The organism is Embleya sp. NPDC050154 (assembly GCF_044460165.1).
Lineage (GTDB): Bacteria > Actinomycetota > Actinomycetes > Streptomycetales > Streptomycetaceae > Embleya.
Genome location: NZ_JBITJP010000003.1, coordinates 306,692 through 322,414 on the forward strand (window position 1 = coordinate 306,692; position 15,723 = coordinate 322,414).

11 protein-coding genes are annotated in these 15,723 nt (G+C 70.2%); 5 read left to right on the forward strand and 6 right to left on the reverse strand.

Translation table 11 applies throughout. From position 1 onward, the window contains the following. Window positions 1–73: 73 nt before the first annotated feature. The 6 genes from ACIBSV_RS08065 to ACIBSV_RS08090 all read right to left on the reverse strand — a co-directional run bounded on the left by ACIBSV_RS08065 (window position 74) and on the right by ACIBSV_RS08090 (window position 8,430). Entirely contained in the window at window positions 74–1,951 is a 1,878-nt protein-coding gene (locus ACIBSV_RS08065; protein WP_395860430.1) for an ABC transporter ATP-binding protein, read from the reverse strand. A 46-nt stretch (window positions 1,952–1,997) separates the two neighbouring features. Next, window positions 1,998–3,068, reverse strand: a complete 1,071-nt coding sequence (locus ACIBSV_RS08070) for an iron-siderophore ABC transporter substrate-binding protein (protein ID WP_395860432.1) — start codon at window positions 3,066–3,068, stop codon at window positions 1,998–2,000. 106 nt (window positions 3,069–3,174) lie between these two features. Continuing rightward, a complete protein-coding gene (locus tag ACIBSV_RS08075; RefSeq protein ID WP_395860434.1) occupies window positions 3,175–4,044 on the reverse strand; it encodes an ABC transporter ATP-binding protein in 870 nt (289 codons plus the stop codon). Window positions 4,045–4,149: 105 nt separating this feature from the next. Beyond that, the gene (locus ACIBSV_RS08080) at window positions 4,150–5,211 is read right to left on the reverse strand and encodes a FecCD family ABC transporter permease (protein WP_395860436.1); all 1,062 of its coding nucleotides are present in this window, start codon (window positions 5,209–5,211) and stop codon (window positions 4,150–4,152) included. Further along, window positions 5,208–6,278, reverse strand: coding sequence for a FecCD family ABC transporter permease (locus tag ACIBSV_RS08085; RefSeq protein ID WP_395860438.1), 1,071 nt, complete (start codon window positions 6,276–6,278; stop codon window positions 5,208–5,210). The genes ACIBSV_RS08080 and ACIBSV_RS08085 overlap by 4 nt, the downstream gene beginning before the upstream one ends. A gap of 634 nt (window positions 6,279–6,912) precedes the next feature. Further along, complete coding sequence (locus ACIBSV_RS08090; RefSeq protein ID WP_395860440.1) at window positions 6,913–8,430, reverse strand: carboxylesterase/lipase family protein; 1,518 nt, start codon at window positions 8,428–8,430, stop codon at window positions 6,913–6,915. 575 nt (window positions 8,431–9,005) lie between these two features. Between ACIBSV_RS08090 and ACIBSV_RS08095 the strand changes: the two genes are divergently transcribed. The 5 genes from ACIBSV_RS08095 to ACIBSV_RS08115 all read left to right on the forward strand — a co-directional run bounded on the left by ACIBSV_RS08095 (window position 9,006) and on the right by ACIBSV_RS08115 (window position 15,601). Beyond that, window positions 9,006–10,301 (forward strand): extracellular solute-binding protein, encoded by a 1,296-nt coding sequence (locus tag ACIBSV_RS08095; protein ID WP_395860442.1) that lies wholly within the window; start codon window positions 9,006–9,008, stop codon window positions 10,299–10,301. A 284-nt stretch (window positions 10,302–10,585) separates the two neighbouring features. After that, on the forward strand, window positions 10,586–11,614 hold the full coding sequence (locus tag ACIBSV_RS08100; protein WP_395860444.1) for a carbohydrate ABC transporter permease: 1,029 nt from the start codon (window positions 10,586–10,588) through the stop codon (window positions 11,612–11,614). Next, window positions 11,611–12,522, forward strand: coding sequence for a sugar ABC transporter permease (locus ACIBSV_RS08105; protein WP_395860446.1), 912 nt, complete (start codon window positions 11,611–11,613; stop codon window positions 12,520–12,522). The genes ACIBSV_RS08100 and ACIBSV_RS08105 overlap by 4 nt, the downstream gene beginning before the upstream one ends. Before the next feature lie 139 nt (window positions 12,523–12,661). Further along, window positions 12,662–14,296 carry a glycoside hydrolase family 13 protein gene (locus ACIBSV_RS08110; protein WP_395860449.1) on the forward strand — a complete coding sequence of 545 codons (1,635 nt, stop codon included), beginning with the start codon at window positions 12,662–12,664 and terminating at the stop codon, window positions 14,294–14,296. Window positions 14,297–14,581: 285 nt separating this feature from the next. Continuing rightward, complete coding sequence (locus tag ACIBSV_RS08115) at window positions 14,582–15,601, forward strand: LacI family DNA-binding transcriptional regulator (RefSeq protein ID WP_395860452.1); 1,020 nt, start codon at window positions 14,582–14,584, stop codon at window positions 15,599–15,601. Window positions 15,602–15,723: the final 122 nt, after the last annotated feature.

Consider the following 15,723-nt stretch of genomic DNA (forward strand, 5'->3'; position numbering starts at 1 on the left):
GGACTCGCGGAGCTCTCGGGGTTCACAGGGTTCGCGGGGTCGGCGGAGTTCGCGGGATGGACGGAGCCGCCCGTCAACCACCTTCTCGCCAGGCCCGCCACAGCCGGGCGTACCGCCCGCCCAGCGCCACCAACTCCTCGTGCGTTCCCTCCTCCACGACGCGTCCCGCGTCCAACACGGCGATCCGGTCCGCCGCCATCGCCTGGGTCAGCCGGTGCGCCACGAACAACGTGGTCCGGCCCGCGCACGCGGCTCGCACGGCCCGCTCCAGTTCGGCCGCGCCCGCGCTGCCCGCCTCCGCGGTCGACTCGTCGAGCACCACCACCGGCGACCGGCCCAGTACCAGCCGGGCCAGCGCGATCTGGGCGACCTTGGTGACGTCCAGGCGTTCGCCGCCCTCGCCGACCGCGGTGTTCAGCCCGTCGGGCAGCGCGTCGAGCCAGCCGTCGGCGCCGACCGTACGCAACGCGTGCGTCAGTTCGGCGTCCGTCGCCGCCGGCGCTGCCAGCCGCAGATCGTCGGCGAGGGAGCCGGAGAAGACGTGCGTCTCCTGGGTCAGGATGCTCACCAGGGCCCGCGCCCCGGCCTCGTCCAGATCGGCGAGGTCGGTCGACCCCACGCACACCGACCCGGCCTGCGGCGTGCCGATGCCCGCGATCAGCGCGGCCAGCGTCGACTTGCCCGCACCCGTCGCCCCCACCAGCGCGAGCGAACCACCGCCCGGGATCGTCAGGTCGACGTCCCGCAGAACGGGCTCCTCGGTGTCGGGATAGCGAAACGTCAGCCCTCGCACCGTCACCGAGTACGGCGCGCCGTCCACGAACGCGCGGCCCGTGGACGCGACTTCCGCGGATCCGATGCCGGCAGCCGCGACGCCCGAGGGCGCGCCCTGCGCGGACCCGACGCCCACGGTCGCGACACCCGCGTCGCCCACCAGTCGATCCTCGCCCGCCTCCTCCAGCACCCCGACCAGCCGGGTCAGGCTCGCGCCCGACTTCTGCGCCTCGTCGAAGGTGAACATGATGGAGCCCAGCGGAGTGAACAACCGGTGGAACATCAGTGGGGCCGCCGACACCTCGCCCAGGGTGGCGGCATCTGCCTCCAACAGGGCGTACCCGACCACGATGATCAGAACCAGCCCGATGAACTCGGCGCGGTTCTCCCGGCCGACGAACCGGCCGAAGAACCGGAACACCTCGATGCCGAGTTCGCGCACCCGCCACGACTCGCGGGTGACCTTCTCCCGGAAGGTGTCCTCGAGGCGGTACGCCCGTACCGTGTCGATCCCGTCCAACCCGCTGATCAACGCCTGCGCACGGTCGGCCTGCGCCACCCGCTGCTTCCGGTAGAGCGGGGCGGACCGGGGCAGATACCAGCGCAGGGCCAGCGCGTACGCGGGCAACGCGCCGGCGCCCGCCAGTCCCAGTCGCCAGTCCAGTCCGAACATACCGGCCGTGGCGATGACGACCAGCACTCCGGCCGAGAACACCGTGGGGACGGCCGCTCGGATGCCCTTGGACAGCACGGCCACGTCGTCGCCGACCCGGGAGAGTACGTCGCCTCGGCCGACCTGCTCGACGCGTGCGCTCGGCATGCCCAGCACCGCCCGGACCGCGCCTTCGCGCAGCCGCGCGAGCAGGTCCGCGCCCAGTCGTCCGATCAGGTACGTCGACGCGGCGCCGGCCGCCGCGCCAAGGATCGCGGCGGCTACCAGCAACAGCCCGATGGTGACCAGGATCGAGCGTGACTCGCCCTCGATCACGCCGTCGACCACCCGACCGAGCAGGAGCACGGGAAGCACTTGGAGCGCCGCCCCGGCCACCGTGGTGAGCACGGTTCCGGCGGTCAGCCACGGCACTTCGCGGCAGTGCGCCGCGACCCATCGGGTGGCCCGGCGTCCGGTCGCCGTGCGCAGGGTCGCCGGCGCCGGACGCGTGTCGGTGGTACTCATCCCCGGCCCGAGGTGGACCGGGGACGGATTATGCCGATCGACATGACTAGCCGGCCGCCTTGACGAGTTCGTCGATGGCGTACGGCAGGGACAGCAACGTGCCCTGGGACATGGCCGCGCCGACCGCCGGGCCCTCGCCGTCCAGCAGGTACGACACCTTCCCGTTCTTGGCCGCGGGCAGGTTGGTGAAGAGCTGGAACTTCTTCAGCGCGTCCTGGTCCACCTGGTCGTTGATGACGAAGATGCGGTCGACGTTGAGCAGATCCATGCGCTCGGGGGAGAGCACCGTGAAGAACTTGCCGTCCGCGATCTTGTCGATCTCCGTCGCGCCCTTGAAGCCGATGCCCGTCAGCAGTCGTCCGCGCACGTCGGTGGTGGTGAACGGCGCGACCGAGTCCTTGTACCAGGACACCGCGACGGCGGTCTGGTTGGCGAACTCCGGGTGCGCCTTGCGGGCCGCGTCCAGCTTGTCCTGGATGCCCTGCACCATCTTGGTGCCCTCGTCGGACTTGCCGAGCGCCTTGGCGATGTGGATCGCGTTGTCCTGCCACGGCGCGCTGAACGGCTCTTTCTCGGCCTTGGTGCGGCCCACCGTCGGGGCGATCTTGGCGAGCTTGTCGTAGGCGGCCTGGTCGATCTCGGAGTAGACCGCGATGATCAGGTCCGGCCGCAGCGCGGCGATCTTCTCGTAATTGGGGGCGGAGTCCCCGTTGTTCATCACGACCTCGGGGCGGGTGTCGCCCCACTTGTCCTTGGTCCAGGCCCACTGGGTGTTGACGTCGGGGGTCTTGCCCGGCGGGTTGGGGTACTGGTCGACCATGCCGACCGGCTTGATGCCGAGCGCCAGGATGGCCTGGTCGTCGGTGTAGCCCACGGAGACGACCCGCTTGGGGGCCTTCGCTACCTTCGTGGATCCGAACGCGTGCTCCACCGTGACCGGGAAGACGCCGTCGGCGGCGGCGACCGGGGCGTTGCCGCTCGACGTGTCCGCCTTCTTGTCCTTGTCGTCCGAGTCGGACCCGCAACCCGTGAGAAGGCCGACTCCGAGCGCCGCGGCGGACAATATCGCCGCCAACCGTCGCCGGGACCCCATACGCGTCGTTCGATGGTGGAGCATCCGAAATCCCTTGCTTTCGTGCCGTTCGCCGCCCCTCTTGTTAAAGGGCAGGCAAACCATACAGGTACAACTTAGGCAAGGCTAGCCTAAATTGTCGTTGGTCTTCCTATTTTTGATCTTCGTCGGACCCCTGGCCGAGTACGACGTGCGTACGGCCGATCGGCACGATCAACGGTCGGTCGCCCACCGGGTCGTCGATCACTCGCGCACGCAGTCCGAACGCCTCGTGCAGCAAGTCGGCGGTGATCACGTCCCGCGGGTGCCCCTGCGCCAGGATCGACCCCGCCTTCATCACGATGAGGTTGTCGCTGTAGCGCGTGGCCAGGTTGAGATCGTGCAGGACCATGACCACGGTGCGCCCCGCCTCGTGCAGGTCGTCCACCAGGTCGAGTACGTCGATGGCGTGCGCCAGGTCCAGGTAGGTGGTCGGTTCGTCCAACAACAGCAGGTCGGTGCCCTGGACCAGGGTCATCGAGATCCAGACCCGCTGACGCTGACCGCCGGACAGCGCGTCGACCGGGCGGTCCGCCAGGTCGGCCACCCCGGTCATGGCCAGCGCGCGCTCCACCACGGCGGCGTCGTCCGACGACCACTGGCGCAGCCAACTCTGGTGCGGATGGCGGCCCGTGGCGACCAGGTCGGCCACCGTGAGCCCCTCCGGCGCGACCGGGGCCTGCGGCAACAGCCCGAGCTTCTTGGCCACTTCCTTGGTCTTGAGCCTGCCGATGTCGTCGCCGTCCAGCAGCACCATGCCCTTGGTCGGCTTGAGCAGCCGCGACAGGGTCCGCAACAGGGTCGACTTCCCACAGCCGTTGGGCCCGATGATCGTGGTGACCAGTCGTGGCGGTATCACCACGTCGAGGCCGTCGATGACGACCCGGCCGCCGTACCCCACCGTGACGCCCTCGGCCGCCAGCCGTGACACGTGCCCGACCTCGGACTCGTCTTCGGTCTCGGTCATGAACTGAGCGGCCACTACGTCCCCTTGTCTCGGATTTGCTCGACCTTGCATCCACGAAATGCGCTGTGTCCGCCGTCTCGGCTCGTCATGGTTCGCGGCTGCCCGCACCGGCCGCGTCGGCTACCTGAGATTCGCCCGTACCAGCAGATACACGAGGAACGGTCCGCCGATCGCGGCGGTGACCACACCGACCGGGAGGGTGATCGGCAACGCCGTACGCGCGACCAGGTCCGAGCCGATCAGCAACAACGCCCCCACCAGCGCGGAGGCGACCATCGGCGGTGTCGGACATCGCACCAGCCGCATCGCCACCTGTGGCGCCACCAGCGCGACGAACGGGACGGGACCCGCCGCGCTCACCGCCACACCGGCCAGCAGTACCGCGCACAACAGCAGGACCGCGCGCACCGCCCCGTACCGCACGCCCAGGCCCGCGGCGACGTCGTCGCCGAAGTGCAGCGGCTTGAACTGGAACGCGACGACCGCCACGACGATCATCAGGACGAGCGTGCACCACAGCGCGATCCGGACCTCGTCCCACGACCGATCCTCCAGCGAGCCGACCAACCACGCCTGGGCCCGGGCCACATCCCTGATGTCGGCCGAGACCAGCAGCCAGGTCGTGACGGCCTGAGTCACGGCGCTCACCGAGATGCCGATCAGGATGAGACGGAGGCCGTCGATCCCGCGCCGCCACGACAGGACGTACACCAGCAGACCCGCGCCGAGACCACCCGCGAGCGCCGCCGCGGACAGCCCCACGGTGCCCGCGATCGCCGCGGATGCCCCGCCCGACACCGTCACCAGGAACACCGCGACCGCACTGGCGCCCCCGGTGACGCCCAGAACGTCCGGGCTGGCCAACGGATTGCGGGCGATCGACTGGGTGATCGCCCCGGACACCCCCAGCGCGATCCCCACCACGAGACCGGCCATGGCACGCGGCATCCGCAGGTCCATGATCACGAACTCGTCGACCTGCTCACCCCGGCCGAAGATGGTGGCGACCACCTGCGGCAGCCCGATGGGGAAGTCCCCGATGCCGATGGACAGGCAGAACACCAGGAAGGTCGCCGCCGCCAACAGCAGTGTGACGAGCACCATTCGGGGTCGCCACACGAACGACACGTGCCCCAGCCGTACACCCGGTATCGGCGATCGTTCGACGTCTGTCGCGCTCATGTCCTCTTGAACTTTCCGCGCCACACCAAGGCCGCGAAGAACGGGGCGCCCAGGAGGGCGACGACGACACCCGCGTCCAACTCGCCCGGTCGCGCCACGACCCGCCCCACGACATCGCAGACCAGGAGCACGACGGCACCGAGCAGACCCGCGTACGGCACCGACCAGCGGTAGTCCGGCCCGGTCAGATACCGGGCCACGTGGGCCACCATGAGACCCAGGAACGCGATCGGACCGCACGCCGCGGTCGCCGCGCCCGCCAGCAGGGTGATGGCGACGATGCCGATGATCCGGCTTCGCGTGATGTTCACGCCCAGCCCCCGCGCCACGTCGTCACCGAGGTTGAGCAGGTTGATGGTGGGAAGCGTGGCCAGGGCCAACACCAACCCGACCCCGACGAAAACGGTCACCGGCCGGATGACGTCGAATCCGACACCGGCCACCGAGCCCGAGTTCCAGAACCGCAGCGCGTTCAGCGACGCCTTGTCCGACAACGCGACCGCGGTGGTCATCGCCGCGAGGAATACCGTGATGCCCTGCCCGGCCAGTGCCAACGTCAACGGGTTGCCGGCGCCCCGGCCGATACTCGCCAACCCGAACACGACGACACCGGCAACCCCCGCACCGAGGAAGGCGAACCAGACATACTGCGTCGGGTCGGCGAACCCGAACACGGAGACGACGGAGACCACCGCGAAGGAGGCGCCGGCGTTCACCCCCAGCAAGCCCGTGTCGGCGATCGGATTGCGGGTGTAGCCCTGGATCAGCGCCCCGCCCACCCCCAGCGCGAGGCCCGCCACGATCGCGAGCACCGTCCGGGGCACCCGCACGGTCTGCACGATGAGCCTGACCTCGTTCTGCCGCTGGTCCGCGTCCGGCGCCGCGAACAACCCGTGCCACACCTCGGCCGGACTCAACGCCCGCGCGCCGACAACCAGCGACACCAGCGCAGCGACCACGAGGACCACCACGAGCGCGACCAGACCCACCACCCGCCGGCGTCGGACCTCCGCGCCGGTGGGCACGACGTGCTCGACGGCGGCCAGGCCCGAATCGACGCGCGTCATCCCTTCGATCCATCGGGGACACACGACCGACGCGAGGCGAACTCCCCGACCGCGCCCCGCCCGTCGACGCGCACGCGGTGCCCGCGGAGTACGACCGGCGCGGCCTGGTCGAACGATCCGAAGCGGAAGCCGGCGAGGTCGAGGACCAACGGTGCGTCATCAGGAAGACCCTGCGACATACCACTCCCATCGTGCGGGGCAGTCGCCTGTCAGGCGTGCAAAAGACATGAAAGGTGGGCACGTCGACAGAGCGGCACGCCGGGACTTAGGTGAGCCTAAGTTAAACGCATGAAACTGTCGATAGGGCAATACGGACACTTGATCATCGACGCCCGTCAAGTCCGGAGAACCCGGGGCTCACCGTCGTCGAATGTGGCGCATCCCACCAATACCGAAACCATCGCCGCTTCCGACGCCGATCGGTCGACTCCGATCAACTACCCCACCGGTACGGGCCGTCCCCGCCGACCGAACGCCCGGCGCGCCGAACCCTCGCGCCGCCACCCATCACATCCGACGCGCGCTCCTCCCCGCCCGACGTCCGCCGAACGAACGGCGGACGGGCGGACGGGCGGACATACGCGGCCCGGGCGCCCGCGCCCGGGACGGCGGGCCGTTGGGGTCGAGCGCGTGATCACGGGTGCAACGGGCCGAAGTCCACGTCGGTCCAGGGTGCGTGGACGGGTGCGTGGGGCCGGTCCCGCGTATCCCAGATGTGGGTGTGCCGGCTCGTGTCGTCCAGATGCGGCCAGCCGGGGTCGCCGCCGGCGGCGAAGACGGCCCAGGCACGCACCATGCGTTGCGAGAGTCCGCGGTCCGCGTCGTCGGGTGGGCCGCCGATGAGGAATCGCACCTCGTCGAGATCGAGGTTGCCGAACGCGAAGGGCACGTCCGCGCAGTGCCAGGCGCGCGGCACCGCACCCGGGGCGCTCGGACGGCGGGTGAAGCGGGACAGGAAGGCCCGGCCACCCGCGCGGGCGTGCCGTTCGGCCAGGCGCCGGCTGTACTCGCCGAACATCACCTCGCCGAGAATCGCGAGATAGACGTCCAGGACCGGCGCCTGCGGCATCGCCGCGCGGTACGCCGTCACCAGGTCCTCGGACAGGCCGAAGTCGGCTGCGAAGACAGCCAGTTGCCGTTCGGTGGTGACCTTCGCACTGCTGCCCACGGCGTCGAGGAGCCAATACTCCTCCGCGGTGTGGCAGACCAGCAGGTCCACTCCCCGCGCCCGGCCGTCGGCCAGGCCGGTGAGGGGGTCGGCGGGCAGCACGTCGCCGTCGACCACCGGTGCGTGGATGACCGGGTCGTAGTGCCGGCGGCCGGAGTGTGGATTGCGCCGGTAGTCGTCGACGACCCGATCGCAAGCGGCCACCAGCGCGCCGGGCGTAGCCGCCGTCAGCGCCTCGGCGGTGACCCGACAGCCGGCCGCCGCCGCGACTTCGGCCGTCGTCGCGGCGGCGAGCTCACGCGAGTGGATCGGAGCCGCGGGACTGTGTGCGATGACGCGGCGGAACAGGCCCCGTGCGCGATCCATCACCATCAGGCAGGCCGCGGCGGTGGCACCGGAGGACTGGCCCGCCACCGTGACGTTGTCGGGGTCACCGCCGAAGCCCGCGATGTTGTCCCGGACCCAGCGCAGCGCGGCGACCTGGTCGAGCAGGCCCCGGTTGTCGGGCAGGCCGGCGCTCGCGCCGCCCGGTACGTGCCCGAAACCCTCGAAGCCCAGCCGGTGGTTGGCGGTGACCACGACCAGTCCGGCCCGGGCCAGAACCACACCGTCGAAGTCGGGCTGCGCGGAGGAACCGAAGGTATGGGCGCCGCCGTGGATCCAGACCAGGACGGGCAGCCGTTCGCCGGCGAGGGCAGGGGTCCAGACATTGACGGTGAGCACGTCCTCGTCCCCCGGCGACCACCCGGGTGTGCCCGGAAGGCGTGCCGATTGCGGGGCGATCGGCCCGAAGCGCGCGCCGTCGCGGATCCCGGTCCACGTCGCCGGCGCGCGGGGTTCGCGGAACCGGTCGACGCCGAAGGGTGGGGCGGCGTACGGAATGCCGAGGATCGCGACCATGTCCGGAACGCGTCGATGCCCGCGCACCGCGCCGTACCGCGTCGCGAACACATGCCCGACCGCGGTCGCGCCCTCACCTTCCACTCCGGCACCCGCACCGACTCCCATATCGGCATTGGCCTCATATCCGGCATTCACACCATTGCCGGTCTTCCCGACATCCACCGGATCACCTTTCGACACACGACGAACCGCCGCCCTCGGGAACAACGCCCGGAGAAAAACGACGCCCCGCACCGGCCGAAGACCCGCCGACCGGCGACACCCCCGCAAGTCGCGCACGCGCTCTTGCTGAAAGTTCTTGCAAGCCGATGTGAACCTAGGCCCGCCCTGACGCCACGTCAATATGCGGCAACCCCAAGGCCCTTCCCCCGAGATCGGGCTCGACCGGGGACAAAACGGAAGCGCCGGGAGCCGTCTCCACCCCGCGACACCCCGCCTCCGCCAAGCATCACCCCAGACATCGAGCCGCCCACACGACCTTCCCCGCACTCGGCGCGTTCACCCGATGGCAATCCGCAAACCGTTGCGGAAATATCTTGCAAGCTCTTCCACTGGAGGACCTCCCGTTGCTACGTTCCTTCCCGCAGTCCGGTGGCCGCCCCGGCCAACGGACGGTCCGATGCCCCGGTGGCCGGACCCATTCCCGAGGAGTGCAGATGCGACGGAGCATTTCCGCGGCGGCCGCAGCCGCGGCGCTCACGCTCACGCTCACCGCATGTGGCGGTGACGACGGCGGCGCCAAGGGCGGACAGCCCGCGGCGGCCAAGGACCCCGCGGCGGTGTCCGGCACGGTGACCTGGTGGGACACCTCCGACTCCACCAGCGAGGCGCCCGCCTACAAGGAACTGATAGCCAAGTTCGAGGCGGCGTACCCCAAGATCAAGATCAAGTACGAGAACGTCCCGTTCGACGACGCCCGCGACAAGTTCAAGACCGCGGCCCAGGGCGGCACCGGCGCACCGGACGTGCTGCGCTCCGACGTCGGCTGGAACCCGGCCTTCGCCGAACTGGGGTACCTCCAGCCGCTCGAAGGCACGCCCGCGCTGAACCGCCGGGAGGGCTTCCTGCCCAGCTCGTTCGCAAGCACCCAGTACAAGCAGAAGACCTACGGCGTCCCGCTCGTGACGGACACCCTCGCGCTGCTCTACAACAAGGAACTGCTCGCGAAGGCCGGCATCACCAAGCCGCCGGCCACGTGGGACGAGGTCAAGGCCGCGGGGCTCGCGGTCAAGGCCAAGACCGGGAACGCGGGCGTGTTCATGAAGCCGCAGGGCTTCTACGCGCTGCCGCTCATCTACGGCGAGGGCGGTGGGCTGGTCGACGTGCAGGCGAAGAAGATCACCGTCAACGACGACAAGGCGCAGAAGGCCATCGGCATCGGCAAGGACCTGATCGACTCCGGCGCGGCGGTCACCGACGTGACCAAGGATGCCTACTCGAACATGCAGGCCATGTTCAAGGAGGGCAAGCTGGCCATGATGATCAACGGCCCCTGGTCGATCGGCGACGACCTCAAGGGTCCGGCGTTCGCGGACAAGGCCAACCTGGGCATCGCCCCGGTCCCCGCAGGCAGCACGGGCAAGGCGGGCTCCCCCACCGGCGGCCACAACCTGGTCGTCTACGCGGGCTCGAAGAACCTCGACGCGTCCTACCTGTTCGTCGAGTTCCTCACCCGGCCGGAGAACCAGGCGTTCACGGCGGAGAAGAACCACGTTTTGCCCACCCGGACCGAGGCGTACTCGATGGGCACGGTCTCCTCCGATCCCACCATCACCGCCTTCCGCGCCGCGCTCGACACCGCCGTGCCGGGACCGCCCCTGGCCCGCGCGAGCGACCTGTTCGACCCGATGGACACGACGATGGAGAAGATCTACAGCGGTCAGGTCTCGACCAAGGCCGGTCTCGACGACGTCGCCAAGGCGGCCCGGGGCATCCTGCCCGACTTCAAGTAGCGACGACGGGCGTCTCCTCACACCCGCACCCGGGCCGAGGAGACGCCCGGACCGCCGCATCCGACCGGCGCATCCGACCCCGCGTCCGACCGGCGAGTCCGACCCCCGACGTCCCGACCGGCGCGTCCGACCTCCGCGTACGTCCGGCGGTCCGCGCACGTCGAACGGGTGGGCGCGTGCTCGATCCCCGCGCCCACCCGCCCCAACCCCCAGGCACCGCACCGTGGCTGACGCTGCGTCAGGAACACGGACGGTGCGGTCGCAGGCTACGAGGCAGGACCATCATGACCACCACCATCGAGGCACCGGAGTCCCCCGGGTCGCCCTCCGTCCCCGAAGGCAAGACACCGCGCAAACCCGCCGCGGGCCGCTTCCGTCGGATCCTGCGCCGGTTGCGCAGGTCGTACGACTCGCACTGGTACGCCTGGGCCATGGTGCTCCCGGTCGTCCTGGTCCTGGGTGTGCTGGTGGGATACCCGCTCGTCCGCGGGCTCTACTACTCGTTGACCGACATCAACGAGGCCAACATGGGCCGCACGATCGGGGTCAACCACATCCCCGCCACCTACGAGTGGGTGGGCCTGAAGAACTACCGCAACGTGCTCTCCGGCAGCGACGGCAACTTCTACCCGAAGCTGCAATGGACGATGATCTGGACGGTCTCCTGCGTCGTCCTGCACTACACGCTCGGCCTGGGCCTCGCGGTGCTGCTCAACCGCAAGGTCCGGTTCAGCGGGATGTACCGGATCATGCTCGTCGTCCCGTGGGCGGTGCCCGCGTTCGTCTCCGCGTTCGCGTGGCGGCTGATGCTCAACAAGGACAACGGCGTGATCAACTCGATCCTCGGCGGCGCGGGCATGGACCCCGTCGACTGGCTCGGGCAGCCGACCACGGCCAAGATCGCCGTGATCATGGTCAACGTCTGGATCGGCGTGCCGTTCAACATGGTGGCGATCCTGGGCGGACTCCAGTCGATCCCCCAGGAGCAGTACGAGGCCGCCGAGATGGACGGGGCCACGCCCTGGCAGCGCTTCCGCTACGTCACCCTGCCCGGCCTGCGCCCGATCAGCGCGACGATCATCCTGCTCGGCGTGATCTGGACGTTCAACCAGTTCGCCGTCATCTACCTGGTCACCGAGGGCGGGCCGTTCGGCTCCACGGAGATCCTGGTGACGTTCGCCTACAAGCTCGGGTTCGCCAACATCCGCGACTACGCCGGGGCCGCGACCTACGGGGCGATCATCCTGTCGATGCTCATCCTGTTCGCGACCGCCTACCGTCGCACCCTCGACCGCAAGGGGCAGGCGGCATGACCACGACCAGCACACCCCGAACCGCCCGGGCCGAGCCCACCATCCCCGGCCGGCGACCCACCGCACGGCCGCGCAGGCGGGCCCGCGGCGAACGCGGCCGACTCGCCTCCATCGCGCTGCACACCGCCCTCCTGATCGCGAGCGCGATCGGGATCTTCCCGGTCCTGTGGGTTGCGCTGACCTCGCTCAAGCCGGGCGACGACTGGCAAAAGCCGGGCAGCTTCGCCGGGTTGTCCCTGGACAACTACCGAGACGTGCTCTCCGACGGCTCGTTCGTGCGCTGGTTCGGCAACTCGATCGTCGTCGCGCTCGGCACCACGCTGCTCGGCGTGTTCATCGCCGCGAGCGCCGGCTACGCCCTGTCCCGGATGCGATTCCCCGGCCACAAACCGCTGATGTGGGCCTTCCTGGTCGTGCAGATGTTCCCGGTGGCCGTGCTCATCGTGCCGATGTACACGATCATGGCGAAGCTGCACCTGATCAACACCTACGGCAGCCTGATCCTCGCCTACTGCACGGTGGCCGTGCCGTTCTGCGCCTGGATGCTCAAGAGCTACTTCGACACGATCCCGCGCGAGATCGACGAGGCTGGACGGGTCGACGGACTGACCCCGTTCGGCACGTTCTGGCGGCTGATCATGCCGCTGGCCCGGCCCGGCCTCGCGGTGACCGCGTTCTACAGCTTCCTCACCGCGTGGGGCGAGGTCGCCTACGCGACGACCTTCATGAACGACCGCAAGCACTACACCCTCGCGGTCGGCCTGAGCACCTGGGTGGGCCAGTTCAAGAGCGAGTGGGGCCTGATGACCGCGGCCTCGGTGCTCATCACCATTCCCGCGGCGCTGGTCTTCTTCTTCGTCCAGCGACACCTGGTCTCCGGCCTCACCGCGGGCGGGACCAAATCCTGACCCCGACACCGGGCACTCGGAACCGGCCGCGCCCGGACACCATCCCTTCGCACCTCACCGCATCGCACCGCGTCGCACCGCGACACACCGCACCGCAACGCACCGTGAGCCGACCGTACGACAGGACGACAGGACAGCCATGAACCTCCCCCTGACTCTCCCCGAGCCATCGCGGACCCGGGACAACCCCGAGCCCTGGTGGCGGGACGCGGTCATCTACCAGGTGTACGTGCGCAGCTTCGCCGACGGCAACGGCGACGGCGTGGGCGACCTGCTGGGCATCCGCACCCGGCTGCCCTACCTGCGCGACCTGGGCGTGGACGCACTGTGGATCACTCCCTTCTACGCGTCGCCGATGGCCGACGGCGGTTACGATGTCGCCGACTACCGGGCGGTCGACCCGACCCTGGGCACGCTCGGCGACATCGACGCCCTGGTACGCGAGGCGCACGCACTGGGTCTGCGGGTGATCGTCGACATCGTGCCCAACCACACCTCGGACCGACACGCCTGGTTCCGCGAGGCCCTCGCCGCCGCACCGGGCGACGCCGCGCGCGAGCGCTACATGTTCCGCGACGGTCGGGGCGCGGACGGCGAACTCCCGCCCAACGACTGGGAGTCCGTCTTCGGCGGCCCGGCCTGGACCCGGCTGCCCGACGGCTCCTGGTACCTGCACCTGTTCGCCCCCGAACAGCCCGACCTCAACTGGCACCACCCCGAGGTCCGCGCCGAGTTCCTGGACATCCTCGCCTTCTGGCTCAACCTCGGCGTGGACGGTTTCCGGATCGACGTCGCACACGGCATGTTCAAGGAACCCACCCTCGCCGACATCGGGCACGACCGGCAGATCTCCCTGCTCGGCACGCAGGCCCTGCCGTACTTCGACCGCGACGAGGTACACGAGATCTACCGCGACTGGCGGGCCCTGCTCGACACCTACCCCGGCGATCGGGTCGCGGTCGCCGAGGCATGGGTGCCCGATGCCGCGCGGCTCGCGCTGTACCTGCGCCCGGACGAGTTGCACCAGGCCTTCAACTTCCACTACCTGGGCACCGATTGGTCGGCGCCGGCCTTCCGCGCGGTGGTCGACGACTCGCTCGCCGCCGTCGCGGACGTCGGCGCGCCCGCCACCTGGGTGCTCTCCAATCACGACGTGCAACGGCACGTCACCCGGTACGGCGGCGGGCCGCTCGGGCAGGCCCGGGCCCGCGCCGCGGTGCTGCTCACCCTCGCGCTGCCCGGCTCCGCCTACCTCTACCAGGGCGAGGAACTCGGCCTTCCCGAGGTCACCGACCTGCCCGACGAGGTCCTCCAGGACCCGCAGTGGGAACGGTCCGGCCACACCGACCGCGGTCGCGACGGCTGCCGGGTGCCGATCCCGTGGGACGGCGCCGAGGCGCCCTTCGGCTTCGGTCCGCCCGGGTCGCGCGAAAGCTGGCTGCCGGTACCGGCCGACTGGCAGGGGCTGAGCGTGCAGGCCCAGCGCGGCCGACCCGACTCGATGCTGGAGTTGTACCGCGAGGCCCTGCGCCTGCGCCGCGCCCTGCCGGGGCTGGGCGGCGGAACACTGCGCTGGATCGACGCGCCGGACGGCTGCCTCGCCTTCGAGCGCGGCGCCGAGTTCGTGTGCGTGGTCAACTTCGGCGACGCGCCGGTGACGATCCCCGCGTACGGCCGGCAACTGCTCGCCGGTGCGCCCCTGGTCGCGGCCGAAGCGGGCGGCGTGCTGCTGCCGGCCGACACCGCGGTGTGGTGGGAGCGGACGGCCGAGTGAGCCGTGCACCGCTCGGCGGCGCCGTGTGCGGGCACGGCGCCGCCGACGGTGACCTCGGCGGGCCGGCCCGACGGCGCCCGGCCGTACCTTTTCCGTTCGTCGCGATGATCGTCCGGGGCGGGCCGCGTTACACCCGGTCCGCCGCCGGTAACGATCCGCTCCGCCTTCGCGGGCGGCGTCCCACCCTTCGCCCCGCAGCGTGCTGACGACCCGTCACCTGTGTCGCAGCAGGAGGATTTCCCCGACATGACTTTCCCTTCGTCCGGTCAACTAGAGTCATCTCCCATGACCCCCAGGCTTTCCGACATCGCTGCTCAGGCAGGTGTGAGCGAGGCCACGGTCAGTCGCGTCCTCAACGGCAAGCCCGGCGTGTCCGCGGCCACCCGGCGAGTCGTCCTGGCCGCCTTGGACCTGCTGGGCTACGAGCGGCCGACCCGGTTGCGCCGGCGCAGCGCCGGCCTCGTGGGGCTGATCACGCCAGAGCTCGACAACCCGATCTTTCCCGCGTTCGCGCAGGTCATCGAAAGCGCGCTGACCCAGCGCGAGTTCACCCCGGTGCTGTGCACGCAGACCCCCGGCGGGGCGACCGAGGACGAGTTCACGCACCTGCTCATCGAGCGCGGGGTCTCCGGGATCATCTTCGTCTCCGGCATGCACGCCGACACCACGGCGGGTATCGAGCGCTACACGAAGTTGTCGGCCGAGAACGTGCCGATGGTGATGATCAACGGCTACGCGGAGGGCGTGGACGCGCCTTTTCTCTCCACCGACGACCGGCTCGCGATGCGGCTCGCGGTCAGCCATCTCGTCGAGCTCGGGCACGAGCGAATAGGCCTGCTGTCCGGGCCGCGCCGATTCGTGCCGGTCATCCGCAAGGCCGAGGGCTTCCTGCGGACGATGGCCGAGCTCCTGGGCACCGACGAGGACGACGCGCTTCTGGAGAACACCATCTTCTCCTTCGAGGGTGGTGCCGCCGGCGCCCGGACGCTGCTCGACCGGAACGCCACCGCCCTGGTCTGCGGGAGCGACGTGATGGCCCTGGGCGCGATCACCACGATTCGCGAGCGCGGCCTCTCGGTCCCGCACGACGTCTCGGTGATCGGCTTCGACGACTCGCCGTTCATCGCGTACACCGACCCGCCGCTGACCACCATCCGCCAGCCGGTGCAGGCCATCGGACTGGCGGCGGTCCGCGCGCTCTTCGACGAGTTGGCCGGCATCCCGGCGCCTCGGTCGGAGTTCGTCTTCCGCCCCGAACTCATCGTGCGCGGGTCGACGGGCTCGGGGCCGAGAATCCAGCGCTGACCCGTCGGGTCGGCCCGATCGATCCGGCCGGTGCGACATCGCCCCTGGAGGGCGTGGTCCCCCCGAACCCGCCGACGTCCGCGCCAACCCTCGATCACGGGTGCCCGCGGTGGGAAGCGAAG

Excerpts from the sequence above, each read along its gene's own strand:
- ACIBSV_RS08065 (WP_395860430.1), bottom strand. The coding sequence starts at position 1,951 with ATGAGTACCACCGACACGCGTCCGGCGCCGGCGACCCTGCGCACGGCG.
- ACIBSV_RS08070 (WP_395860432.1), bottom strand. The coding sequence starts at position 3,068 with ATGCTCCACCATCGAACGACGCGTATGGGGTCCCGGCGACGGTTGGCG.
- ACIBSV_RS08080 (WP_395860436.1), bottom strand. The coding sequence starts at position 5,211 with ATGAGCGCGACAGACGTCGAACGATCGCCGATACCGGGTGTACGGCTG.
- ACIBSV_RS08085 (WP_395860438.1), bottom strand. The coding sequence starts at position 6,278 with ATGACGCGCGTCGATTCGGGCCTGGCCGCCGTCGAGCACGTCGTGCCC.
- ACIBSV_RS08095 (WP_395860442.1), top strand. The coding sequence starts at position 9,006 with ATGCGACGGAGCATTTCCGCGGCGGCCGCAGCCGCGGCGCTCACGCTC.
- ACIBSV_RS08100 (WP_395860444.1), top strand. The coding sequence starts at position 10,586 with ATGACCACCACCATCGAGGCACCGGAGTCCCCCGGGTCGCCCTCCGTC.
- ACIBSV_RS08105 (WP_395860446.1), top strand. The coding sequence starts at position 11,611 with ATGACCACGACCAGCACACCCCGAACCGCCCGGGCCGAGCCCACCATC.
- ACIBSV_RS08110 (WP_395860449.1), top strand. The coding sequence starts at position 12,662 with ATGAACCTCCCCCTGACTCTCCCCGAGCCATCGCGGACCCGGGACAAC.
- ACIBSV_RS08115 (WP_395860452.1), top strand. The coding sequence starts at position 14,582 with ATGACCCCCAGGCTTTCCGACATCGCTGCTCAGGCAGGTGTGAGCGAG.